The following is a 23,713-nucleotide window of genomic DNA, read 5'->3' as shown; positions in this document are numbered from 1 at the left end:
CCCCGAGGGAGCAGCCGTGACCGGACTCCCCTCCGACGCCGCCGTCGCCGACCTCGCCGACGTGTTCGGCCTGCTCGGCGACCCGGGCCGCATGCGGATCCTGCTCGCCCTGCTCGGCGGCCCCCTGCGCGTCGGCGAGCTCTCGGAGCGCAGCGGGCTGAGCCCGTCCGCGACCTCGCACGCGCTGCGGCTCCTCCGCTCGCACCGCGTGGTCGAGGTGCGCCGCGAGGGCCGCACCGCCTCGTACGCCCTCGCCGACGCCCACGTGCGCGACTTCCTCGAGCTCGGCCTCGCCCACGTCGGCCACACCGTGCTGGTCCACCACGTCGACCCCGCCGCGGAGCCCTGCGACCCGCCCGAGCACCCCTGACCCCGTCCGCCTCCCACGAGATGCCACTCCGGTACGCGACTCGCCGGAGCACCTGTACCGAAGTGGCATCTCGCGCAGCCCGGACCGGAGTCGCGCCCCCGTCGGCGATCCCGGCACCCGCCCGCCTTCCGCATGGTGACGTCAACATGTAGCGTGGGCCGTCCGGACGTGTTCACGCGAACACGCGCCGCTTTTCACTGGCGAAAGAGAGACAGCATCAATGTCGATGTCCGTTAGACGACTCGCCGCGCTCGCCACGAGCGCCGCACTGGCCGCCGGGGCGGTGCTCGCCCTCCCCACGGCGGCCGCTCCCGCCGAGGCCGCGGACGGGGTCCGCATCACCCCGAACCCCGCCTACTCCGGAGAGGCCTACGAGGGATGGGGCACCAGCCTCGTCTGGTTCGCGAACGCCACCGGGAACTACCCCGAGGCCCTCCGCGAGGACCTGTACCAGAAGGTGTTCGGCGAGGAGGGCCTCGACCTCAACATCGCGCGCTACAACATCGGCGGCGGCAACGCCTCCGACGTGAAGGACTACCTCCGCCCCGGCGGCGCGGTCGAGGGCTGGTGGGCGAAGAACCCCACCGGCGACGCGTCCGTCTACGGCGGCACCTCCACGAACCTCGCCGATCGCGACGCCCTGCTCGCGAAGTGGGATCCGGCCGATCCCGCCTCCTACGACTTCACCGCCGACGAGACGCAGCGCTGGTGGGTCGAGAAGCTCGCCGCCGAGCAGCAGATCACGCACTGGGAGTCGTTCGCCAACTCCGCCCCGTACTTCATGACCGAGAGCGGCTACGTCTCGGGCGGCTTCAACGCCACCAGCGAGCAGCTGAAGCCCGCCGCCGAGGCGAAGTTCGCCGAGTACCTCGCCACGGTCACCGAGCGGATGCAGGCCGAGTACGGCATCGAGTTCGACACCCTCGACCCGTTCAACGAGCCGAACACGAACTACTGGGGCACCACCCTCACCAACGGCGTCCCCACCGGCGGTCGCCAGGAGGGCATGCACATGGGCCCCGCGGCCCAGGTGAGCCTGCTCCCCGACGTCGCCGCCGCCCTGGCCGCATCCGACTCCGACGCCGGCATCGCCGCCATGGACGAGACCAACCCGAGCATCTTCAAGACCAACTGGGCCGCCTACCCGCAATCCGCGCGCGACCTCGTCGACCGGATGAACGTCCACACCTACGGCACCGGCGACCGCCTCGCGGTCCGCGACCTCGCCAAGCAGGCCGACAAGGACCTGTGGATGAGCGAGATCGAGGGCAACTGGGTCCAGGGCTGGAACCCCACCAGCATCGAGAACGGCCTCGGCATCGCCGGCCGTATCACCGACGACCTCCGCGAGCTCGAGCCGAAGGCGTGGGTGCTCTGGCAGCCCGTCGAGGACTACTACAACATGGAGAAGGCTCCGCCCAAGGGCGAGAACCTCAACTGGGGCTCGGTGTTCATCGACCTCGACTGCAAGCCCTACCAGGAGGGCGGGGCCGAGGTCTGGAAGTCGGTGCGCCGCGTCGCGGACGCCGGCGGGGACTCGACCAAGGCGCCCGTCTGCGGCGTCGAGACGAACTCGAAGTTCAACACGATCCGCAACTTCACCAAGTTCATCCAGGAGGGCGACCACCTGATCGCCGTCGACGACGCCGCGACGACCGCCGCCACCCGCGCGGACGGCTCCGGAGCGACCGTCGTGCACACCAACACCACCACCGCCGAGCGCACCGTCACCCTCGACCTCTCGCGCTTCGGCACGATCGCCGCGGGCGCGTCGGTCACTCCGTACGTCACGACCCAGGCCGCCTCGGCCGCAGCGCCGACCGGCAACGCACTCGTCGAGAAGGCCCCCGTCGTGATCGACCGCGAGGCGCGTACCGCGACCGTCACTGTGCCCGCCAAGTCGGTCTCCACCTTCTCGATCGACGGAGTCTCGGGCGTCGCCGAGAACGCCCCCGCCCTGCGCGACGGCCACGACTACCAGCTGGTCGGCACGCAGAGCAGCAAGGCGCTCACCGCGACGACCTCGTCGACCGCGATCACGACGGTCGCGACCGACTCCGCCACCGCCGCCAAGCAGACCTGGACCGTGCACGAGGTGCCGGCCGGCGAGCGCGAGGCGACCCGTCGCGTCGTCCTCGAGAACGGCGACGGACGCGTGCTCGGAGCGACCAGCGCCGGCACCGACCTGCGGAGCGTCCCCGTCGCCACCGCCGAGGCCACTGCCGCGACCCGCTGGATCGTGAACACGACCGACGGCGTCCGCTACACCCTCGTCAACGAGGCGCTCGGGCTCTCGCTCGACGTCAACGGCCAGTCGACCGCCGAGAACACCACGGTGGGCGTCTACGGCTCGAACGGCGGAGCGAACCAGTCGTGGCAGCTGCGCGACCTCGCGCCGCTCGCGACCCAGACGGTCCCGGTGCGCACCACGGTGGGCGTCGCGCCGACCCTGCCCGCCTCCGTCACCCCGCAGTACCAGTGGGGCGCGGGCGCACCCGTCGCGGTGACCTGGCAGCAGCCGGCGTCCTCCGCGTGGGGCACCGCCGGCCGCGTCGAGGTGCCCGGCACCGCGACCGACCTCTACGGGCAGTCGATCGCCGTCACGGCGCTCGTCGACGTGGGCGGACTCACCGCCACCGACCCCGTGTCGGTGACGGTCGCCAGCGGAGCCTCCACCAGTGCCGTCCGCGCCGCCGCCCCCACCACGGTCCCGGCCCGCGTCGGAGCCTCGACCAACACCTTCCCGGTGCCGGTCACGTGGGACTGGACCCCGCTGACCACCGCCTCGCTCGCGCAGACCGGATCCGTCCGGATCACGGGCACGGCGACCGCCGACGGCGCGACGCTGCCCGCGACCCTCACGGTGCTCGTCACCGCGGGAACGCCGCGGAACTTCAACCCGGACGCCGGCATCGTCGCGACCGCGTCGTCGTCCGAGTCGGGCTACGGCCCCGAGCGCACCCGCAACGGCGTGCTCGGCGACAAGGGCTGGTCGAACTGGGTCGCGTCGAACAAGGCGACCCAGAGCACGCTGACCTACACCTTCCCGGCCGCGAAGCAGGTCGAGAAGGCGAGCGTGCAGTTCTACCGCGACGGCACCAACAGCTGGGCGCAGACCATCCAGCTGCAGGCGCGCGGAGTCGACGGCGTCTGGACGTCGGTCCCCGGCTGGGAGACGGCGCAGCCCGTCGAGTCCCCCGCCGGCGGAGCCCCGACGTACACCGCGTCGTTCGCCCCGGTCACCGCGACCGCCTTCCGCGTCGTGATGAACGCCTACGCCAACACGCACATGATCGTGTCCGAGGTGCAGCTGTTCGACGCCGCCGACAAGGTGGCCGTGCCCGCCTCGGTGAGCACGCTCGGCGCCCTGCGCGTCGACGGAGTCGGCGTGGCCGGCTTCGACCCGGCGCGCACCGACTACGCGGTCGTCGTCGAGGGCACGAAGATGCCGGTGCTCACCGCCGTCGCGACCGACTCGGCCGCGACGGTCCGCGTGACCCAGCCCAGCACCGCGACCAACGGAGTCGGCACCATCACGGTGACGTCGGCCGACGGCTCGCGGACCAGCACCACCCGGGTCACCGTGGAGCTGCGGCAGCCCGCCGTGCTCGCCCTCACGGTGACGGCGTCCACGCGCTGCATCGCCGGCAAGGTGACGCTGACGGTGACCGCGCGCAACGACTCGGCCGTGCCGGTGTCGCTGACCACGGCCTCGTCGTGGGGCTCGAAGCAGTTCACCGGAGTCGCCCCCGGCAAGAGCGCGGTCGCCGCGTTCTCGACACGGGCCGTCTCGGTCGCCGCGGGCCAGGCGTCCGTCACCGCGACCGCCGTCGTCGACGGGAAGACCGTGACGACGGTCGTCCCCGCGGCCTACACGGCCCGCGACTGCGGCTGACGCACCGGCCGTCGCACCACCCGTGACCGCCTCCGCCCCTCCGGGCGGGGGCGGTCACGTCGTCCCCGCCCGCTGGTCGAGCAGCCCCGAAGGGGCGTATCGAGACCCACCCACCCCCGGACATCGCGGATCTCGATCCGCGCGCCCCGCGCGCTACTCGATCAGCAGGAGGAGGGGGCGCGGCGGCCACAGGATGGCGCCGCCGCAGAACGTCAGCCAGGAGCACCCGTCAGCCACCATCGCGGCTGAGGAGCACTCTCGGCCGAGGTTCCGCACAACACTTGCTGGTCGAGTAGCCCCGCAGGGGCGTATCGAGACCCGCCCACTCCCGGGCATCGCGGATCTCGATCCGCGCGCCGCTCGATCAGCAGAAGGGACGCGACGGCCGCCCCGCGCTCAGTGCGCCGACGGCGCCGGCGCACCCTTGCGACGCAGCGCCGAGACTCCCGTGATGATCGCGACGATGATCGCTCCGAGCACGAGGCCGAAGATCATCGAGACGAAGGTGTCGGCCAGCCACACCACGACCGGGCCGGCCGCCTCGACCGCGTGGGTCACGACGTGCACCAGGTCGTAGGGTCCGTGCCAGAAGGTCTCGGCCAGGTTCGCGATCACGAGGTGCCCGCCGACCCACAGCATCGCGAGAGTGCCGATGATGCTGATCACGCGGAACACGAACGGCATCGACGCGACGATGCGGACGCCGGCGCGACGGACTCCGCGCGAGGGGTTCTTCATCATCCCCAGGCCCACGTCGTCGATCTTCACCAGCAGCGCCACGGCACCGTAGACCAGCGCGGTCATGCCGAGGCCGATGATCGCGAGCGCTCCGAGCGTGGGCCCGAAGCCGAAGTCGGGGTCGAGCCCGTCGAGCGCGATCAGCATGATCTCGGTGCTCAGGATGAGGTCGGTCCGGATCGCGCCGAAGACCAGCTTCTTCTCGTCGCGCGCCTCGGTCTCGGCGGCCGCGTGGTGCAGTCCGAACCACTCCGACACCTTCTCGGCGCCCTCGAAGCAGAGGAACGCGCCTCCGATGATGAGCAGGAACGGCAGCACCCCCGGCGCGAACGCCGACAGCAGCAGCGCCAGCGGGATGATGATGACGAACTTGTTGAACAGGCTGCCCAGCGAGATCTTCCACACCACGGGCAGCTCGCGCGCCGGCGTCAGGCCCTGCACGTACTGCGGAGTGACGGCCGCGTCGTCGATGACGACTCCCGCGGTCTTGGCGCTGGCTTTCAGGGCGGCGGTGAGGATGTCATCGACCACCGCGAGCAGACCGACCGACATGTTCTTCTCCCGTATCGTCTCGCCCGGCCGCTCGACCGGGACGACGTCCACAGTACCGACGCGCGCACCGCGCGCCCGGTCGCGCCGAGGGGGACGCGCTTCCCGACGGGGAGCGCGCGGGTCACTCTCGCGTGGTTCTCTGGACCCGGCGGAGGAGGACCGATGGGACGCTGGTCGACGATGGTGGGCGGTGCGGTCGTGGTGCTGGCCCTGAGCGGCTGCACGGTCCTCCCGTACCTCGCACCTCCGGAGGCGCCGCGCGAGACCCCGACGCCGCTCCCCACGACCGTCGATCCGGCGATCCCGAACAACACAGCGTGCCTGGCCTATTGGGCGGTGAAGGAGCACTGGTACGAGAACGGGACTGTCGAGCAGTACGCGCTCGATCTCCGCGCGATCCTTCCGGACGCGGACGAGTTCATGGCGGGTCAGCTCACGAACTTCGCCGATGCGCTCGACGGCATCGAGAAGGACATCCCCCTCGGGCAGGTGGAGGCGATCTCCGAGTCGCAGCTCTCCCGCGTCTGCGCCGAGGCGGGCGTGCCGGAGCCGGTGCCGGTGCCGGTGCCGGACATCGTCGTCACCTACTGACCCGACGCGACCCGGGCCCGACTCAGGCCGGGGAGCCTCGTCTCCGCGCCTGCCGACCGAGGTGCCCGGGAACGCTCCCGACACGCTGGAGGAGCGCGCATTCTCGGGCACCTCGATCGCCGGGTCCTTGACGTGGAGGGCATGCAGGGGCACGCGGTCGACGAGAGGGACTCCCGGTGGGAGCGGCACGAGGCGCGGTACCGCCTCTTCACCTACGGCGGTCCCACCAGGGCGACCGACATCACAGGGGTGAGCGTGACGGAGGCTCTTGGTGTCGGAGCGATCGCCGGCAAGGAGATGATCTGGTCGCTCGCCCTCGTCGTGGACGATTCAGAGGACGGACGCGGTCTCGTCTGGCTGACCGGGATGGACTACACCGACCGGCCGTCGACCCGCGAGCAGTGGCGGGCCCGCGCCGAGATGCAGGACCGCTGGCTCAGCCGGCGACCGATGTCGCCTCCGACCCTCCCGAACGGCCTGCGGGTCATCCGCCTCTTCTGCGACCACGGCAGGGAGTGGCCGCTGTGGGAGAGCTTCTCAGCGGCATACACCCTCGACGCCGCCGACCTGGGACTCTCGGCCGGGCTCTCCGAGCGTCTGCACGCGTGGAACGACGAGTACCTGCGGAACGCGCTCGACGGGAACCTCGGTCCGCAGTGGATCACCGAAGGGCGCCGTCTGCACGCGCTGCTGCAGGGGGAGCTCGCGGGCATCGCGGAGGTCCGCCCCGACTTCCTCTAGTCGCGAGGAGCCCTCAGGCCGGGGCGGGCCCCGTGCTGGCGCGGACGACGAGGCCGGTCGGGACGAGCGTCGCTCCGGTGCGTTCGCCCGTCTCGAGCTCGCGCAGCAGCATGTCGACGGAGCGGCGGCCGGTGTCGGCGAACGACTGGCGCACCGTGGTGAGCGGCGGCCAGAAGCTCGCCGACTCCTCCATGTCGTCGAAGCCGACGACGCTGACCTCGCCCGGGACAGCGCGTCCCGCCTCGTGCAGGGCGCGCAGCACTCCGAGGGCCATCTGGTCGTTCGCGGCGAAGACGGCCGTCACCGCAGGGTCGGCGGCGAGCTCCACTCCGAGCCGATGGCCCGATGCGCTGGACCAGTCGCCGACGAGGGCCTCGGGCACCTCTGCACCCCGGGTGCGCAGCGTCGCCTCCCACGCCTCGCGGCGGCGCTCGGCCGAGTAGGAGCGCGGGGGGCCCGAGATGTGGTGCACGGTGCGGTGCCCGAGGTCGAGCAGGTGCTCGACGGCCTGGCGGGCGCCCGACATCTGGTCGGTGTCGATCACGGAGTGCTTATCGTCGCCGGCGGAGTCGACGACGACGACCGGCAGCTCGGGCGGCAGCACGATGTCGGCCTCGTCGAGCAGGTGCGCCTCGACGATGATGATGACGCCGTCCACAGCCTCCTCGCTCAGCCGGTGGAACGCGACCGAGACCTCGCCCTGCGTCGGGTGCGGCACCGGGATGAGGGTGATGGAGTAGCCCGCGTCGGCCGCGGCGACGGCGATCGCATCGAGGGTGCGCATGTTGCCGAAGGAGGACAGCGTGAACATGATCACGCCGATGCTGTGGAAGCGGCCGGTGCGCAGGGCCCTGGCGGCGCTGTTGGGGCGGTAGCCGACCTGGCGCATCGCCTGGAGGACCCGTTCGCGGGTCTCGCCGTCGACGTTCGACCGCCCGTTCGACACGCGCGAGACGGTCTGACCCGACACCTTCGCGAGCCGGGCGACGTCGGCCATGGAGGGCCCGCGGCGACGCGGGGCGGTGCTCGTCGTCGGAGTCGCGTCGGATGCCATGGTCCCTCGTTTATAGCGCGTCGCCGAACATAATCGGGGCGGCCAGGGGCCCCCGTGCAGGAAACCACCGTGATCCGATCGATACTGAACGTGTTGACGTGAACATGATACGGTGGCGATCTGCCATGTTGACGTGAACACGCCGCCTCCCCCACCGTGGCCGAAATCGAACGGAAGTCACTGATGACGACGACGTCTCCACCCGTCCCCCTGCGCGAGGTCGACCCTCCTGCGGCGCCACTGAAGCAGGTGCCGCGCTCGCGAGCGAAGAGCGAGTGGAAGGGCCTGGCCTTCGTGGCCCCCTTCCTGGTCGTCTTCCTGCTCGTCTTCATCGCTCCGGTGATCTACTCGATCTACCTCAGCCTGTTCCGCGAGCAGCTCGTCGGCGGCACCGCCTTCGTCGGCCTCGACAACTACCTGACGCTGCTCGGCGACGCGAACTTCTGGGAGGGCTTCGTCCGCGTCGTCCTGTTCCTGGCGGTCCAGGTGCCGGTCATGCTGGTGCTCGCCCTCGTCGCCGCCCTCGCGATCGACAGCGGCCGCCTGCACGGCACCGGCTTCTTCCGCATCGTCGTGTTCCTCCCCTACGCGGTCCCGGCCGTCGTCGCGGTCCTGATGTGGGGCTTCATCTACGGCGACAACTTCGGCCTCGCGGCGAACGTCAACGACCTGCTCGGCTCCGACGTCGTCGCTCCGTTCTCGCGCGACTGGATCCTGGTCTCGATCGGCAACATCGTGACCTGGGAGTTCGTCGGCTACAACATGCTGATCTTCTACTCCGCGCTCAAGACGATCCCCGGCGAGCTCTACGAGGCCGCCGAGATCGACGGAGCCGGCCCGATGCGCGTCATCCGCTCGATCAAGCTGCCCGCCCTGCGCGGAGCCATCGTCATCGCCACGATCTTCTCGATCATCGGCAGCTTCCAGCTGTTCAACGAGCCCAACATCCTCCGGACGCTGGCGCCGAACATCATCACCACCTACTTCACGCCGAACATGTACGCCTACAACCTGTCCTTCGCCGGTCAGCAGTACAACGCGTCGGCCACGGTCGCGATCGTGATGGGCGTGATCACCGCGATCATCGCCTACGTGGTCCAGCTCCGCGGCGCGCGCAAGGAGAACTGATGGCCGTCACGACCGCCTCCCGCCCGACCGCCTCCCGCGTCCGCCGCGCTCCCCGCCGCGGATCCTCCGTCCACCCGAAGAAGTCGATCGCCTTCACCCTGCTGATGTCGGCGTTCATCCTCTACAGCCTCGTGCCGCTGGCCTGGCTGGTCATCAACGCGACCAAGACGCAGGCCGGGCTGCTCTCGAGCTTCGGGCTCTGGTTCGACGGCGACTTCGTCTTCTTCCAGAACATCGCCGAGACACTGACCTACCGCGACGGCATCTTCCTCCGCTGGCTCGGCAACACCCTCCTCTACGTCGTCGTCGGCGCCGGAGGAGCGACGCTGCTCGCCACGCTCGCCGGCTACGGTCTCGCGAAGTTCCGCTTCGCCGGCCGCAAGGCGGTCTTCGCGGTCGTCCTCGGAGCGATCGCCGTGCCCGGCACCGCTCTGGCCGTCCCGACGTTCCTCATGTTCAGCCAGCTGGGCCTGACGAACACCCCGTGGGCGATCATCATCCCCTCGCTGATCAGCCCCTTCGGCCTCTACCTGGTCTGGGTCTACGCGGTGGAGTCGGTGCCCACCGAGCTGCTCGAAGCGGCGCGGATGGACGGCGCGGGCGAGTTCCGCACGTTCTTCACGATCTCGATCCGCCTCCTGGCGCCGGGCATCGTGACGGTGCTGCTGTTCTCGGTCGTCGCGACCTGGAACAACTACTTCCTGCCGCTGATCATGCTGAGCGACCCCTCGTGGTACCCGCTCACCGTGGGCCTGAACCAGTGGAACGCCCAGGCCACCGGCGTCAGCGCGCAGCCGATCTACAACCTGGTGATCACGGGCTCGCTGCTCACGATCATCCCCATCGTCGTCGCCTTCCTCGGACTCCAGCGCTTCTGGCAGTCCGGGCTGAGCGCCGGCAGCGTCAAGGGCTGACGCCCTCCGACCTCCCCCCTGCAGCCGGAGCACCCGCGCCGGCCGCCACCACCCGCAGCACGAAGAAGTGAAGGGATCCCCCCTATGAAGTTCACGAGCTCCGCCCTCCGGCGGACCCTGACCGTGGCCGCCGCGGCCGCCCTGGCCGCCGGCTCGCTGGCCGCCTGCTCCGCCCCCTCCCCCGGCGGGAACGGCGGCACCAGCGCCGAGGGCGGCACCGCGGCCGACCTCGACGCCGCCCTCGAGGCGGGCGGCAAGATCACGTACTGGAGCTGGACCCCCAGCGCCGAGGCGCAGGTCGCCGCGTTCGAGGAGGCCTACCCCGAGGTCGACGTCGAGCTGGTCAACGCCGGCACGAACACCGAGGAGTACACCAAGCTCCAGAACGCGATCAAGGCCGGCTCGGGCGCTCCCGACGTCGTGCAGATCGAGTACTACGCCATGCCGCAGTTCGCCCTGTCGGACTCGCTGCTCGACCTCTCGCAGTACGGCCTCGGCGACCTCGAGGACAAGTTCAGCGCCTCCACGTGGGGCAGCGTGAACATCGACGGCAAGCTCGTCGGCCTCCCCCAGGACTCGGGCCCCATGGCCATGTTCTACAACAAGACCGTCTTCGACCAGTACGGCATCGCCGTGCCGACCACGTGGGACGAGTACGTCGCCGCGGCAGAGAAGCTGCACACCGCCGACCCCACGAAGTACATCACCGCCGACACCGGCGACGCGGGCTTCGCGACCAGCCTCATCTGGCAGGCCGGCGGCCAGCCCTTCCAGTTCGAGGGCGAGGACATCACGGTGAACCTCGCCGACGAGGGCACCAAGAAGTGGACGGGCGTCTGGAACCAGCTCGTCGAGAAGGGCCTGCTCTCGGACACCCCCGGCTGGGGAGACGAGTGGTACAAGGGCCTGGGCGACGGATCGATCGCCTCGCTGATCACCGGCGCCTGGATGCCCGGCGTGCTCGAGTCCAGTGTCACGGACGCCTCGGGCGACTGGGCCGTCGCGCCGATCCCGACCTACGACGGCACCCCCGTCAGCGCCGAGAACGGCGGAGGCGGCCAGTCGGTCACCTCGCAGAGCGAGAACCCGGCCCTCGCGGCCGCGTTCCTGCGCTGGCTGAACAGCGACCCGGCCTCGGTCGACGTGTTCCTCGAGAGCGGCGGATTCCCGTCGACCACCGCCGACCTGACCGACCCCGAATTCGTCTCGGCCGAGTCGGAGTACTTCGGCGGCCAGAAGATCAACGAGGTGCTGACCCAGGCCTCCGAGGACGTCCGCCCCGGCTGGTCGTACCTGCCCTACCAGGTCTACGCGAACAGCGTCTTCGGCGACACTGTCGGACAGGCCTACGCCAACGGCACCAGCCTCGATGACGGCCTCGCCGACTGGCAGAGCAAGCTCGTGCAGTACGGCAACGAGCAGGGCTTCACGGTCTCCGAGTAGTCGTAGACCCCCTGGGAGGCCGGCCGGATCGCTCCGGCCGGCCTCCTGCGTACCACCCGCTTCTCCTGATCCGAGGGATGATCATGACCACCGCACCCGAGAGCCGCTTCGCCATCGGCGCCACCGACTTCGAGCTCGACGGACGGCCGCACCGGATCCTGTCCGGCGCGCTGCACTACTTCCGGGTGCACCCCGACCTCTGGGCCGACCGCATCCGCAAGGCGAGGCTGATGGGCCTGAACACCATCGAGACCTACGTCGCCTGGAACGCGCACGAGCCGGTCCGCGGCTCCTTCCGCGCGGAGGGCGGCCTCGACCTCGGCCGCTTCCTCGACCTCGTCGCCGCCGAGGGCATGCACGCGATCGTGCGACCCGGTCCCTACATCTGCGCGGAGTGGGACAACGGCGGGCTCCCGGCCTGGCTGTTCCGCGACCCCGAGGTGGGCGTCCGCCGGTCCGAGCCGCACTACGTCGCCGCGGTGAGCGAGTACCTCCGCGAGGTCTACGCGATCGTCGCACCGCGGCAGATCGACCGGGGCGGACCGGTCGTCCTGGTGCAGATCGAGAACGAGTACGGAGCGTACGGCTCCGACAAGGAGTACCTCGCCGAGCTCGTCCGCGTCACGCGCGACGCCGGAGTCGCCGTGCCGCTCACGACCATCGACCAGCCGACGCCGCAGATGCTCGCCGACGGCAGCCTCCCCGGCCTGCACCTGACCGGCTCGTTCGGCTCGCGCACGCCCGAGCGCCTCGCGACGCTGCGCGAGTTCCAGCCGACCGGCCCGCTGATGTGCATGGAGTTCTGGTGCGGCTGGTTCGACGACTGGGGCACCCAGCACCACACGACGGACGCCGACGCCTCGGCCCGCGAGCTCGACGCGCTCCTCGCGGTGGGCGGCTCCGTGAACATCTACATGCTCCACGGCGGCACGAACTTCGGCCTGACCAGCGGAGCGAACGACAAGGGCCGCTACGCCGCGATCACCACGAGCTACGACTACGACGCCCCGCTGGACGAGGCGGGGCACCCGACCGAGAAGTTCTGGGCGTTCCGCGAGGTCATCGCGCGCTACGCGCCGGTGCCGGAGGAGGTGCCCGTCCCGCGGACGCCGTCGCCCGCGCTCACCGCGCCGCTGCTCCCCGGCCCCGCTCTGCTCGGGCTCGACGCCTTCGGCGAGGCGACCGCGCTCGAGGCGATGGCGTCGTTCGACGAGCTCGGCCACGCCGACGGGTTCGTGCTCTTCGAGACCGTGCTCGACTCCTCCGACGCCCCCGCCCGCCTGGTCGTCGGCGAGGAGGTGCGCGACCGCGCCTGGGTGCTGCTCGACGGCACCCCCGTGGGCGTGCTCGCGCGCGACAACCACGAGCGCGCGCTGACGCTGCCCCGGGGCCGCGGGGCGCTCGCGATCCTCGTCGAGAACCAGGGGCGCGTGAACTACGGCGTGCGGATCGGCGAGCACAAGGGACTGATCGGCGGGGTCGAGCTCGACGGGGCGGCGCTCACCGGATGGACGGCCCGCGCGCTCGACGTGTCGCTCCTCCCCTCGCTCGCCGGCGCCGCGGAGGGCTTCGCCGCAGGGCCCTCGCTCGCTTCGGGGTCGTTCGAGCTCGACGCTCCGTCCGACCTCTTCGTCGACACGCTGCACTGGGGCAAGGGCCTGGTCTGGGTGAACGGGTTCCTGCTCGGCCGCTACTGGCGGCGCGGGCCCCAGCGCACCCTGATCGTGCCGTCGCCGGTGACGCGGGCGGGGCGGAACGAGGTCGTCGTGCTCGAGCTCGAGGCCTTCGCCGAGGCCGAGATCCGACTGCTGGACGCGGCGGATCTGGGGCACACCGAGATCTGATCGACGCGGGAGGTCGGGGGTGCGCCCCCGGCCTTCTGCATTTCTGGACCCCACCCGGAAAGGGGCCGCCGCGGAGGGACATCCGCCCGTTCCTGCGCGGATGTTCACGGTAACGTCAGCCGACTCCTCAGCGGCGAGGAGGTCGGCGGGAGCTCGTGCCTCCGCCACTGCCGCTCAGGGCACTCAGCGAGGACCGACCCGGAGGACGACCATGCGACGACGACACGCCCTGCTCCCCGGAGCGCTCACCGGACTGCTGCTGGCCTCCGGCCTCGTCGCCGGGGGATCCGCCGCGGCTCCGGCGGCGGCCGCTCCGGTGGCCCCGCTCCCGCTCCCGCTCCTGCCGCTCCCGCGCCCGACCGCCCCGTCGCGGCTCCGGACGCCGAGCCCACCGTGATCGAGCCGGAGGCGGACGCGACGACGCAGCAGGCCGCCCTCGCCCTCGACGCCGACTTCATCGACGTCGACATCCCGGCGCGCGCCCAGGTGCAGACGCACCGGGTGACGATCGCGCTCGTCGCTCCGCAGGGCACCGTCCCGGGCGGGTACACGACCGCCGACGCCGTCCGCTCCCTCGAGCTGGTCGACCGGTTCTACTCCCGCGAGACCGGTGGGGCGATCCGCTTCGAGCTCGACCAGGTCGTCGACTGGCAGGTCGTCGACCAGCCGATCGGCTGCACGAACACGGGCGGGCTGCAGGACTGGATCGCTCAGAGGACCGGCTGGCAGCGCGGACCGGGCAAGCACCTGGTGGCCATGGTGCCCGAGGGCGACCCGTGCCCGAACTGGGCCAACGGCGAGCAGCCCGGCGATCCCGACGACGGCGGACGCGCGTTCCAGCCCGGACCGGACGCGTACTTCCTCGCGCACGAGCTCGGCCACAATCTCTCGCTGCCGCACGCCTACAGCGTGAACTGCGCGACGACCCGCGACTACGCCTCCACCCCGCTGCCCGCGGACTGCCGCCGCGAGGAGTACGGCAACCGGACGGACGTGATGGGCGACTCCTGGTCGTTCCTGCCGCTGTCGTCCCCGTCGCTGGCGCGCCTGGGCACGCTGCCGAACACCCGCCAGCCCGTCTGCGGCGCACCCCGCACCACCACCCTCGACACCCTCGGAGCCGGACCCGCCGGCCGGCGCGCGCTGACCTGGAACGACCCGCAGGACGCGGGCATCCGCTACTGGGCGCAGTACAACGACCGCGCCGACACGACGTCCGACGGCGGCGCGTACACGAGCCCCTTCCAGGTGCGCCGCGACGTCTCGGGCGTGCAGATCCTGCGCTCCAACCCGGGCCAGCCGTACGCCGGCGACCTGCTCGAGCGTCCGGGTGACGCGAGCGAGGCGAACGAGTTCGTGCCGGCCGGCGAGAGCGCAGTGCTCAACTCCGGCATGTCGGTGCGGGTCGACCGGATCGACGCGCTGACCCGGCGCGCGACGGTCACGGTGACGGTTCCGTGCACCGACTACGTCGGCGACATCGCTCCGCTCGCCTCGTCGACGAGCGCCTCGTACACCTCGCCGTGGACCTCGGTCGGAGCGGTCGCCGACGGCGCCGCCTCGACGATCTGGGGCTCGTGGCCGCGGGTCGGAGAGCAGTACGTCGAGCTGCGCTGGCCGAGCGCCGTGACCGTCGACAGCGCCTCGGTGCTCTTCGCGAGCGACGCGGCCGACGCCGACGGACGCGGTCTGATCCCCGCGCGGTCGTGGCGGGTCGAGCACCTGGTCGGCGACGTCTGGACTCCCGTCAGCGGAGCGGCTCCCGGCCGCGAGCGCGACGTGCTGAATCGCGCGGCGTTCGCTCCGGTGACCACGACGGCGCTGCGGCTCGTGTTCACGGCGTGGGGCGCCGGCGAGTACGGCGGATCCACGGGCGTGGCCGAGATCGAGGTCAACGGCATCGCCCTCGCGGCCTCGGCAGAGGCGCGCGGGACGCTGCAGAGCGTGCCGACCGCGACGACGCGCGACCTCGCGCAGTCCGTGCTGGTGCGCGACTCCTCCGGTCGCGCCCTCGCGGGCCGCTCGGTCGGCTTCGCGATCACCGGGCCGGCGGCCTTCGAGAGCGGAGCGACGACCGCCGCGGTGCTCTCCGGCGCCGACGGCGTCGCCGCGCTCCCCCGGATCCGCACCGGCTCCACCGCCGGCACCGTCTCGATCACCGCGCGCGTCGACGGGGTGACGACGGCGCTGGCCGGAGCGAGCGTCGTGCCCGGTGCCTCCGTCACGGCGAAGGCGACCTCGCGGGTGATCCTCGGGAAGGTCGTCGTCACGGTGACGGCGACGAACACCGGCCGCGCGGCCGCCGATCTGACCGTCGCGACGCCCTACGGGACGGCGTCCTCGGCCGCGGTCGCCCCGGGCGCCACGGTGACCAAGGTGTTCCGCACGGGCAAGAGCTCGATCGCCGCGGGTACCGGCACGGTCACGGCCGTCTCGGGCGGCTCGCGCGCGAGCGTCTCGATGGTCATCCCGCGCGCGTGACCGGGACGGGGGCCGACCGCCCGCCCGGACGACTCCGTCCGGGCGGGCGGCTGCTGTTAGCGTCGAGGTGACGCGCCCGGCGACAGGCCGTGGCGGAGTGATCGGGGGACACGATGAGGCGGACGACCGCAGGGATCGCACTGGCAGGAGCACTGCTGCTCGCACTGACCGGATGCGCGGGCGGAGGCGGGACGGTGGGCGAGGTCAGCACGCCGAAGCCCATCCCGACCCTCACGCCGACGGCCGCCGCCCCCGCGGCCCCGGCGGCCACCGCTCAGCTGGGCGAGCCCGAGCTGGCAGCCGTGTTCACCGGCATCCAGTTCGTCCCGGACCAGTACGCGAGCATCCAGGAGATGCTCGACTCGATCTACCCGGGGCTGACCGCGACGGACGCGAGCTGCCTCTCGCCCTTCGGGCTGGGCTGGGACACGGCGTCGCCGGGCTCGACCGTGCAGTACGGCACGAGCAACGACCGCTCGATGACGTCGGTCGTGGCGAGCGCGGCCGACCCGACCGCCGCCTCCGCCCTGGTGGCCGACGCGAAGGGCGCCCTCGAGCGCTGCGCGAGCGGCTCGGCGCTGTTCGCGATGGAGGGTGTGCCGGTGCAGACGACGGTCGCGCAGACGGTGCCGGCGACGACCGGGACCGACGAGTCGGTCGGCTGGACCGTCACCGGCGCGGTGGGTTCGAGCCCGTTCACGCTGGTCGGGATCACGGCGCGGGTCGGCGGGAACGTCGTCGCGCTGGTCGGCTGGGACCCCGCGACGAACGCGTCGTACGTGCCGCAGGCGACGCAGATGTTCGTCGACGCGCTGTAGCGGACCCCTGCTGGTCGAGCAGCCCCGCAGGGGCGTCTCGAGACCCACCGACTCCGAGACACCGCGGATCTCGATACGGCCGCTGCGCGCCCTACTCGATCAGCAGAAGCTCTTGCTGGTCGAGTAGCCCCGAAGGGGCGTATCGAGACCCACCCGCCGGAGAACGACGGTCGGGGGGACGCCGGGGGCGCTCGTGCGGAAGGGTCGCGCCGCGGTCAGGTCAGCCAGGACAGGCGGCCGCCGTGCGGGGTGGCGCACGCGAGCGGGACGCCGTCGGCGGCGAGCAGGAACGGCGTCGGCTCGGGAGCGGTGAGAGCGGCGCGGGGTGCGACGAGGTGCGCGAGCAGCGACTCCGCCTCGAGGGTGACGAGGCTCGCCCCGCGCGCCGCGACCGCGTCGAGCACGCGCTCGCGGGCCGGACGCGGGAGGTAGACCAGCGTGCCGAGCGAGACGACGACGGCCCGCATCCCCCGCGGCACCTCCGCGAGCAGGACGGGCAACGCGTCGGCGGCGTCGCCGGCGACGATCGGCGGAGGATCCTCCCGCAGCACCGCGACGGCCTCGCGCAGGCGCGCGGTCCGCTCCGGCCGGTCCGGCGGCAGCAGCGCCTCGAGCCACGCGCGGTCGTCGGCCGAGCGCACATCGAGGGGCCGCAGGTCGAGTCCGCGGCGCCACGCCACGAGCGGCAGCCGCGCGGGCGCGGATCCGCCGGTCACGGTGCACTCGAGCAGCGGGCCGCCCGAGCCCAGGCGCACGATGCTCTCGCCGGTCGCGAAGGCGTAGGAGTAGCGCTCCGGAGCGAGGCAGAGACCCGCGGAGGCGCCGATCTCGATCAGCGCGATCGGCTCGTCCGGCTCGGTGATCCGCTCGAGGGCGGCGACCAGCGGCGCGCACCGCAGCGCCTCGTTCGTCTGGGTGAGGCGCTCGGCTGCGACCGGTGCGACGCGCGGCCACTCGGCGACGAGCCAGTCGGCGAACGCCTCCGTCGGCGCGCCCAGGTACCGGGCGACCGAGAAGAGGAGCGAGGGCTGGCGGTGCGCGCGCGGCAGCTCGTCGATGAGCGCGAGCAGGTCGTCGCGCGCGGCGACCTCGAGGGCCCAGCCCACCTGCAGCTCGGACGTCTGCGCGAGCTCGCGGGCGGCCCGGCGGTACCAGTCGGCGGTCGAGTCCATGCCCCCATCCTGCGCGACGCGGGCCGAGCTGGCCTCGAGAGTTGCCCGAGACTGCGATAACGCCCCAGGTGCAGCGGCGGGCGGCACACGCAACGAAGGGCTCAAAGTCTCGCCGGACGCTACTACGCAACCCCTGTAGGCAGAAGTACCCCGCAGAGAAGGACGACGTCAAGATCGTCCCGTCCACGGAAGTCGCTTCATCTCATGTCGACAGGCGAGACGCCGCAGTGCACGCGTGCTACACCTTGACCATGGCTCACGATTCCGCGCTTGTGCTGACTGATTCCGAACGTGCGATCGTCGAGGCCGGTCGTGGGGGACACGTGCTGGACCTGCGGAAGCCGCCTTCGCACTCGCGTCGCGTTCGCGCCGAAGTGTTGCGCCTCCTTCTCTGCTCGCCCGAACGACTCGGAGAGTCGTCGCCGGTGGCTCTCCGCGTGAGAGGAGCCCGAATCACCGGCTCACTCAACCTTGGCAGCCTCTCGATACCGTGCCCACTGTCACTCGAAGACTGCTCTTTCGAGAAGCCTCTCATCCTCTCAAAATCCGAAGGTTCCAGCATCAGCCTTCGCAGTTCGGTGGTCCCTGGCCTTCGCGCAAGACATCTCGTGCTCACTGGCACGATGAACTTGGCGGAGGGCTTCACGTGCATCGGGCAAGCGAATCTCTTCGGTGCTCGGCTAGCAAGACTCGAAGCCGGACGCAGCTCATTCGTCAACGGCGACGGCAAAGCCATCAACGCGAACTATTTGAGCGTGGACGGTCTGGTATCCCTCGAGCACGCGAGGATCGACGGGCAGATCCAAGCGATAGGGGCCTCCATCGGAGGGCAACTGGACATGACAGACCTTCGCGCCAAGAGTGCCGATGAGTACACCCTGGAGATCGACTCAGCCGTCGTTCGAGGTGGCATTCAATTGCAGGACGCGATCGTCGACGGGGGGATCTGGTTGGTCGGTCTCACGTCGGAAGGAGAGCTGGCTTTCCACCGCGCGCAGGTGAACGCTCCTAGGGCGCGGGCCATCGATGCCTCTTCGACAACGCTCGGGGCAGTTGATTTCACCGATGCGACCATCAGGGGTGAGGTGAAGATCGCCGGGGCTCAGCTTCGGGTTTTGGACTGCACGAGCGCCACCTTTGTAGACGCAGACAAAAGGAGCCTGGACTTGGATGGCTCGACAGTATCAGGCGCAGTACATGCTCATTTCGCCAGCATCACAGGAACACTCGATCTCACGAACGTCTCTATGGAGACCTATCGCGACACGCGATCCTCTTGGCCTCCCTCCGCGGCGCTCATCGGGGCATCTTTTCGCCGTCTCGAGGGCGACGAAGACAAGATCGGGGCAAGCGCCAAAGACGTGGCAGCGAGACTTGATTGGATCAGACTGGACGACCGCTTTCATCCTCAGAAGTACGCCGCCGTCGCTACCGCTTATCGGAACGTGGGTCGAGAAAGCTTCGCCACAGAGGTCCTGATGGCAGGAAGACGCGACAGCAACGCGGGCAAGAAAGGATTCGATGCGGCGTTCTCGGCGGCACTCAGCGCGATCATGCGGGTTACGGTCGGTTACGGCTTCCGATTACGCCGCGCTGTGATCTGGCTACTGGGAATGATCGCCGTCGGCGCTTTCTGCTTGCAGCGGGCGAGTGACGCCGAACTCCTGAGACCGGACGAGTCGGCAAGCCCGACGCCCCAGCTGAACACCCTGCTTCTCGCAGTCGATCTCCTCTTCCCCGTCGTCTCACTGGGGCAGGCCGACGCATTCACGCCCTTCGGCTGGGCCCAGTACCTGACCGCTTTCATGTCGATACTGGGATGGTTGCTGGCGGCGATCGTCGTCGCAGCCCTGGCCGGAGTCCTGCAACGAAGACAGGATTGAGCGAACCGCGTGACGACAGGTGGGACGCATCCCGAACTCCCGGCGCCGATGTCGGAGGTCGCCGGTAGAACGGACTCATGTCCGCCACCCGGGAACGCACGCTGCTCGACGTGCGGCGCATCTACGCCGAGCCGGCGGCGCTCGAGCAGCCGCGCGGGCAGGAGATCGTCGCGCGCTGGCCCGGCGCCGAGATCGTGCCGGTCGAGTCTCACTGGATGATCCCCGAGGTGCACGGCGACGAGACCAACGTGGCGCGCTGGGTGCGGATCAAGACCGAGGCGCTCGTGCTGGGTGTCAAGAAGTCGCTGGTCACGCGTCCGAACGGACGCTCCGCCGACTTCATCGCGCCGTCGCACGCCAACGGCTGCGCGATGGCGTGCGTCTACTGCTACGTGCCGCGGAGGAAGGGCTACAGCAATCCCGTCACCGTCTTCACCAACATCGAGCAGATCCAGCGACACCTCGCCCGCCACATCGCCAAGCAGGGCCCCAAGACCGAGGGCAACCAGTGCGACCCCGACTCGTGGGTCTACGACATCGGCGAGAACAGCGACTGCTCGGTCGACGCGATGCTCAGCGAGAACGTGCGCGACCTCTGCGAGCTGTTCCGCATGTCCCCGACCGCCAAGGCCTCGTTCGCGACGAAGTACGTCAACCGCGACCTCCTCGAGTGGGATCCGCTCGGCCGCACGCGCATCCGCTTCTCGCTGATGCCCGCCGAGACGGCCAAGGTCACCGACATCCGCACCTCGCCGATCGCCGAGCGGATCGCCGCGATCAACGACTTCGTCGACGCCGGCTACGAGGTGCACGTCAACTTCTCGCCCGTGATCCTCACCCCCACCTGGCAGCGCGACTGGGCCGAGCTCTTCCAGCAGCTCGACGCGGCGCTGCACCCGCGGGCGAAGGCGCAGCTCGCCGCCGAGGTGATCCTGCTCACCCACAACGAGCGGCTGCACGAGGTGAACACGGGCTGGCACCCGAAGGCCGAGGAGCTGCTCTGGACCCCGGGCGTGCAGGAGTCGAAGGTCTCCGAGAACGGGGCGGTGAACATCCGCTACCGCCGCGACCTCAAGCGCGCCGCGCTCGACCGCTTCCTCGCGCTGCTGCATCAGCAGCTGCCCTACTGCCGCGTCCGCTACGCGTTCTGACGCGGTCGCCGGGTCCGAGCGGGCGTCGGCGGTGCACCAGGATGGGCGGATGAACGGACGCGGACGTCGGGACCCGGTACCGGGGGCCTTGCTGATCATCGGCCTCGTCTGCATCGTCGTCGCCTTCTTCAGCGTCTACGCGTCGGGCCGACGCGGCTGGCGGGACGTCTGCGTCGAGGATTTCCCCTACCGCGGGCCGACCGGCGACGTCGTCAGCGGTGGATGGTCGTGGTGGCCGCTCGGCGTCCGCTGCGAGCACCGCGGCGCGAACTCGGGCGACCTGCTCTTCGTCGAGCACACCGGCTGGGACCTCACCGCCCTGGCGCTGCTCGGCCTCGCCGCCGTCGTCACCTGGTTCGCGGTCACGGTCCGACGCCCGAGCTGAGCCGCCGCAGGGCCGCCGCACGCGAGCCCGCACCGAGCCCGGGTGGCGCGTTTCGCAAAGCGGATAGGAACCGGGACCGCCCCCCTGCCCCTCCCCTACTTTGGTGTCACGGCGGGACGAGCGATCCCCGTCGACCTGCCACCGCCCCGCGACTCCGCACTCCGGAACCCGGGAGACGAACGGACGCCGCTCCCTCGAGCCGGCACCGCCCCCCGAACTCCACACCCCCGACGGATCCGTCGGGACGCCCCGCACGAGTCGCGGCCGACACCGCGGCGATCACACAGAACGGACTCCGCACATGGGTTCCCTCCTCTACGGCACTCCCGCCACCGCCCACGACATCGACGACCGCGCCCTCGCGCACCTGCAGATCGTCATGATCAACAAGTTCCGCCGCAACGAGGCGTTCGCGTTCCAGATCGAGGCGTCGAACACCCACGGCACCGGACGGCAGACGCTCTGGCTGCACCCCGCCATCCCGCTGCAGTTCTCGTTCAACGGGAGCCGCATGCCCGCGATCAACCCCACGTGGGTCCGCTCGCTGATGGAGGAGGCCAACAGCGGCCGCGGCCTGCGCGTCATCCCGGAGCCCGCACCGCAGCCCGAGAGCGTCGGCCTGACGAACGCGGCCTGAGCCACGATGACCTCCTCCGGTGACGTCGAGAACGACCCGGGGGACGCCTCGAGAAGGGGGAGCACGATGACCGGCACAGCATTCGATGCGCCCACCGTCGAGATCACCGACTTCCTGGGTCTCGCCGGCCGCGAGGATCCGCACTCGGTCTTCACCTGCTCCTCTCGCGTGCACGGAGTGACCGGCACGCTCCTCGTCCTCCCCGACGCCCTCGTCCTCAGCGAGGACGACGGCACGGTCCGGATCCCGGCGGACGAAGTCGACGCATGGTGGGACTCCGCCTCGGGCGACGCCTTCTCGCTCGCCGTGCAGGGACGCCACCGGCACTCGGTCGTCCTGCTCTCGGAGTTCCGCAGTGCGACGGTGCACGCGATGACCCGGGCGTACGGGCCCCTGAATCGTTTATCCGCTTAACGAACTGCGCCCTCCTCCGCATCGACGCGGGGCCCTCCCGCGTGGGACGCTCCTCGGGATGAACGACTCCTCCCCCGACGTCGTCCGCTCCGACATCAGCGGCCACGACATCGACGAGGCCCGCCTGATGTTCGAGGGGGCCTACAACGGCCACCGCTTCGCCGTCGAACCCGGCGAGGACTTCGCGTACCGCTACACGTCCGTGGGCGACTCCGAGGTGACGCTCCGGGGCAGCTACTTCGGCGGCACCGTGCAGGGCCGCATCCAGACCGAGGGCGAGTACGTCGTCTCGTGGCTGACCGCCGGCACCGGCGTCACCGACATCGACGGTGATCCGGTCGCGCTGCAGCTCGGGCAGCCCGCGATGTTCGTGAACGGCCGGCCGACCGCCTTCGAGTTCCACGACTACCGGCAGAACCTCATCCACTTCGACGGCGCCTACCTCGAGGGCGTCGCCCAGGACGTCGAGGGCGTCGAGGGCGGACCGCTGCTCTTCGACTCCACCGCGCGCCCGACCGGGGAGACGCTGCGGCGCTGGTCGGCGACCGTCGCGGCGATCGCGCGCGTCATCTACTCCGACGAGAGCACGCCGCTCCTGCGCAGCGAAGCGAATCGCGCGGCGGCGATCGCGCTGCTCGAGACGTTCCCCCACGCGGTCCTCACCGCGCAGACCGACCTCCTCGTGCCGCGCAGCGGACGGCTCCGCACCGCCGTCGAGTACATGTACGAGAACGCGCACCTGCCGATCCGCACGGAGGAGATCGCGCAGGCGGCCGACATGAGCCTGCGCACCCTGCAGAGCGAGTTCCGCCGCGAGTTCGACATGACCGCGCTGGACTACCTGCGGCGGATCCGCCTCGACGCGGTGCAGAAGGAGCTGCGCGGGAGCGACTCCGGCACCGTCACGGTCACCGAGGTCGCGCACCGCTGGGGGTTCGCGCACCTGGGCCGCTTCTCGGCGTCGTACGCGCATCGCTTCGGCGAGAGCCCGAGCACGACACTCGAGAAGTAGGCCCTCGAACCGGTGAACACGGTCTCGTGTCCACCAGGCCCTAGAGGAAGTCGTCGTCGTCGATCTCGGCCGGCTGCGCCTGCGGCCGCGCGGGCTGCAGGCGGCGGGTCTTCTCGCGCATCGACTCCACCGCGTCGGGGTCGTCGAGGTCGACGCCGCGGTCGAGCGCGGGGCTCGCGAAGAGCTGGCTCGCCGGGCCCAGCAGCAGCCGGGTCTCGCCGAGCATGCCCTCGTCCGACAGCGACGGCACGACGACGAGGTCGGACTTGCCGACGTTGGCCAGAGCCTGCGCGTACTCCACGACCGCCGTGCAGATGGTGTCGCCGAGGAGCACGTATCCGCTGGCGTAGTAGAGCTTCTGCATGGTGTCCTCCCGGTCGTGCGCCGTGCGGGATCCCCGCACCCGTCTTCTCCGACGGTAGGACGCCGCCACCGGCGGACCCACCCCTTGACGGAGCGCGCTGAAGGCTCCTCTGCGCATCGGTCCGGT

The 23,713-nt window shown here is 70.9% G+C and carries 21 protein-coding genes; 17 read left to right on the top strand and 4 right to left on the bottom strand.

Features of this window, described 5'->3' with window-relative positions; all coding sequences use genetic code 11:
• Window positions 1–16: 16 nt before the first annotated feature.
• On the top strand, window positions 17–370 hold the full coding sequence (locus C1I63_RS06355) for an ArsR/SmtB family transcription factor (protein WP_056867379.1): 354 nt from the start codon (window positions 17–19) through the stop codon (window positions 368–370).
• A 226-nt stretch (window positions 371–596) separates the two neighbouring features.
• Entirely contained in the window at window positions 597–4,265 is a 3,669-nt protein-coding gene (locus C1I63_RS06350) for an RICIN domain-containing protein (protein WP_146168384.1), read from the top strand.
• A 396-nt stretch (window positions 4,266–4,661) separates the two neighbouring features.
• Here C1I63_RS06350 and C1I63_RS06345 read toward each other — a convergent pair whose 3' ends face one another.
• Window positions 4,662–5,555, bottom strand: a complete 894-nt coding sequence (locus tag C1I63_RS06345) for a DUF808 domain-containing protein (protein ID WP_055785402.1) — start codon at window positions 5,553–5,555, stop codon at window positions 4,662–4,664.
• A gap of 162 nt (window positions 5,556–5,717) precedes the next feature.
• Here C1I63_RS06345 and C1I63_RS06340 point away from each other — a divergent pair, with 162 nt between their 5' ends.
• Window positions 5,718–6,146: a hypothetical protein gene (locus C1I63_RS06340; RefSeq protein WP_107574196.1), complete on the top strand. Its 429-nt coding sequence runs from the start codon at window positions 5,718–5,720 to the stop codon at window positions 6,144–6,146.
• 141 nt (window positions 6,147–6,287) lie between these two features.
• Window positions 6,288–6,887, top strand: a complete 600-nt coding sequence (locus tag C1I63_RS06335) for a hypothetical protein (RefSeq protein ID WP_107574195.1) — start codon at window positions 6,288–6,290, stop codon at window positions 6,885–6,887.
• Window positions 6,888–6,900: 13 nt separating this feature from the next.
• On the opposite strand, the gene C1I63_RS06330 is transcribed toward C1I63_RS06335, so the two are convergent.
• The gene (locus C1I63_RS06330) at window positions 6,901–7,941 is read right to left on the bottom strand and encodes a LacI family DNA-binding transcriptional regulator (protein ID WP_243592381.1); all 1,041 of its coding nucleotides are present in this window, start codon (window positions 7,939–7,941) and stop codon (window positions 6,901–6,903) included.
• 183 nt (window positions 7,942–8,124) lie between these two features.
• On the opposite strand from C1I63_RS06330, the gene C1I63_RS06325 reads away from it, so the two are divergent.
• From C1I63_RS06325 to C1I63_RS06295, 7 genes are all read left to right on the top strand, one after another.
• Window positions 8,125–9,069 (top strand): carbohydrate ABC transporter permease, encoded by a 945-nt coding sequence (locus C1I63_RS06325; protein WP_055785395.1) that lies wholly within the window; start codon window positions 8,125–8,127, stop codon window positions 9,067–9,069.
• Window positions 9,069–9,983 (top strand): carbohydrate ABC transporter permease, encoded by a 915-nt coding sequence (locus tag C1I63_RS06320; protein WP_055785392.1) that lies wholly within the window; start codon window positions 9,069–9,071, stop codon window positions 9,981–9,983. Before C1I63_RS06325 ends, C1I63_RS06320 begins: the two co-directional genes overlap by 1 nt.
• Window positions 9,984–10,067: 84 nt before the next feature.
• Window positions 10,068–11,426, top strand: coding sequence for an ABC transporter substrate-binding protein (locus C1I63_RS06315; RefSeq protein WP_107574194.1), 1,359 nt, complete (start codon window positions 10,068–10,070; stop codon window positions 11,424–11,426).
• 77 nt (window positions 11,427–11,503) lie between these two features.
• Window positions 11,504–13,270 carry a glycoside hydrolase family 35 protein gene (locus C1I63_RS06310; RefSeq protein WP_425326974.1) on the top strand — a complete coding sequence of 589 codons (1,767 nt, stop codon included), beginning with the start codon at window positions 11,504–11,506 and terminating at the stop codon, window positions 13,268–13,270.
• Window positions 13,271–13,481: 211 nt separating this feature from the next.
• On the top strand, window positions 13,482–13,667 hold the full coding sequence (locus tag C1I63_RS06305; protein WP_107574193.1) for a hypothetical protein: 186 nt from the start codon (window positions 13,482–13,484) through the stop codon (window positions 13,665–13,667).
• A complete protein-coding gene (locus C1I63_RS06300; RefSeq protein WP_107574192.1) occupies window positions 13,664–15,751 on the top strand; it encodes an Ig-like domain-containing protein in 2,088 nt (695 codons plus the stop codon). The genes C1I63_RS06305 and C1I63_RS06300 overlap by 4 nt, the downstream gene beginning before the upstream one ends.
• 113 nt (window positions 15,752–15,864) lie before the next feature.
• Entirely contained in the window at window positions 15,865–16,569 is a 705-nt protein-coding gene (locus C1I63_RS06295) for a hypothetical protein (protein WP_146168383.1), read from the top strand.
• Window positions 16,570–16,784: 215 nt separating this feature from the next.
• On the opposite strand, the gene C1I63_RS06290 is transcribed toward C1I63_RS06295, so the two are convergent.
• On the bottom strand, window positions 16,785–17,741 hold the full coding sequence (locus C1I63_RS06290; RefSeq protein ID WP_107574190.1) for a DUF2332 domain-containing protein: 957 nt from the start codon (window positions 17,739–17,741) through the stop codon (window positions 16,785–16,787).
• A 251-nt stretch (window positions 17,742–17,992) separates the two neighbouring features.
• Between C1I63_RS06290 and C1I63_RS06285 the strand changes: the two genes are divergently transcribed.
• The 6 genes from C1I63_RS06285 to C1I63_RS06260 all read left to right on the top strand — a co-directional run bounded on the left by C1I63_RS06285 (window position 17,993) and on the right by C1I63_RS06260 (window position 23,223).
• Window positions 17,993–19,624, top strand: coding sequence for a translocation/assembly module TamB domain-containing protein (locus C1I63_RS06285; protein WP_146168382.1), 1,632 nt, complete (start codon window positions 17,993–17,995; stop codon window positions 19,622–19,624).
• Window positions 19,625–19,701: 77 nt separating this feature from the next.
• Window positions 19,702–20,775: a spore photoproduct lyase family protein gene (locus tag C1I63_RS06280; RefSeq protein ID WP_055785370.1), complete on the top strand. Its 1,074-nt coding sequence runs from the start codon at window positions 19,702–19,704 to the stop codon at window positions 20,773–20,775.
• 49 nt (window positions 20,776–20,824) lie between these two features.
• Window positions 20,825–21,160 (top strand): hypothetical protein, encoded by a 336-nt coding sequence (locus C1I63_RS06275; RefSeq protein WP_107574188.1) that lies wholly within the window; start codon window positions 20,825–20,827, stop codon window positions 21,158–21,160.
• Window positions 21,161–21,461: 301 nt separating this feature from the next.
• Entirely contained in the window at window positions 21,462–21,797 is a 336-nt protein-coding gene (locus C1I63_RS06270; protein WP_055785367.1) for a DUF7882 family protein, read from the top strand.
• A 66-nt stretch (window positions 21,798–21,863) separates the two neighbouring features.
• Complete coding sequence (locus C1I63_RS06265; protein ID WP_146168381.1) at window positions 21,864–22,211, top strand: hypothetical protein; 348 nt, start codon at window positions 21,864–21,866, stop codon at window positions 22,209–22,211.
• 58 nt (window positions 22,212–22,269) lie between these two features.
• Window positions 22,270–23,223 carry a helix-turn-helix transcriptional regulator gene (locus C1I63_RS06260; protein WP_107574186.1) on the top strand — a complete coding sequence of 318 codons (954 nt, stop codon included), beginning with the start codon at window positions 22,270–22,272 and terminating at the stop codon, window positions 23,221–23,223.
• A gap of 40 nt (window positions 23,224–23,263) precedes the next feature.
• Here the strand turns inward: C1I63_RS06260 and C1I63_RS06255 are convergent, their stop codons facing one another.
• Window positions 23,264–23,626: a hypothetical protein gene (locus C1I63_RS06255; RefSeq protein WP_107574185.1), complete on the bottom strand. Its 363-nt coding sequence runs from the start codon at window positions 23,624–23,626 to the stop codon at window positions 23,264–23,266.
• Between the last annotated feature and the right edge of the window lie 87 nt (window positions 23,627–23,713).

It is taken from the genome of Rathayibacter caricis DSM 15933, assembly GCF_003044275.1.
GTDB classification, from domain to species: Bacteria; Actinomycetota; Actinomycetes; order Actinomycetales; family Microbacteriaceae; genus Rathayibacter; species Rathayibacter caricis.
Note: the sequence above shows the minus strand (reverse complement) of the source record. Positions and strands in the feature narration are given on the sequence as shown.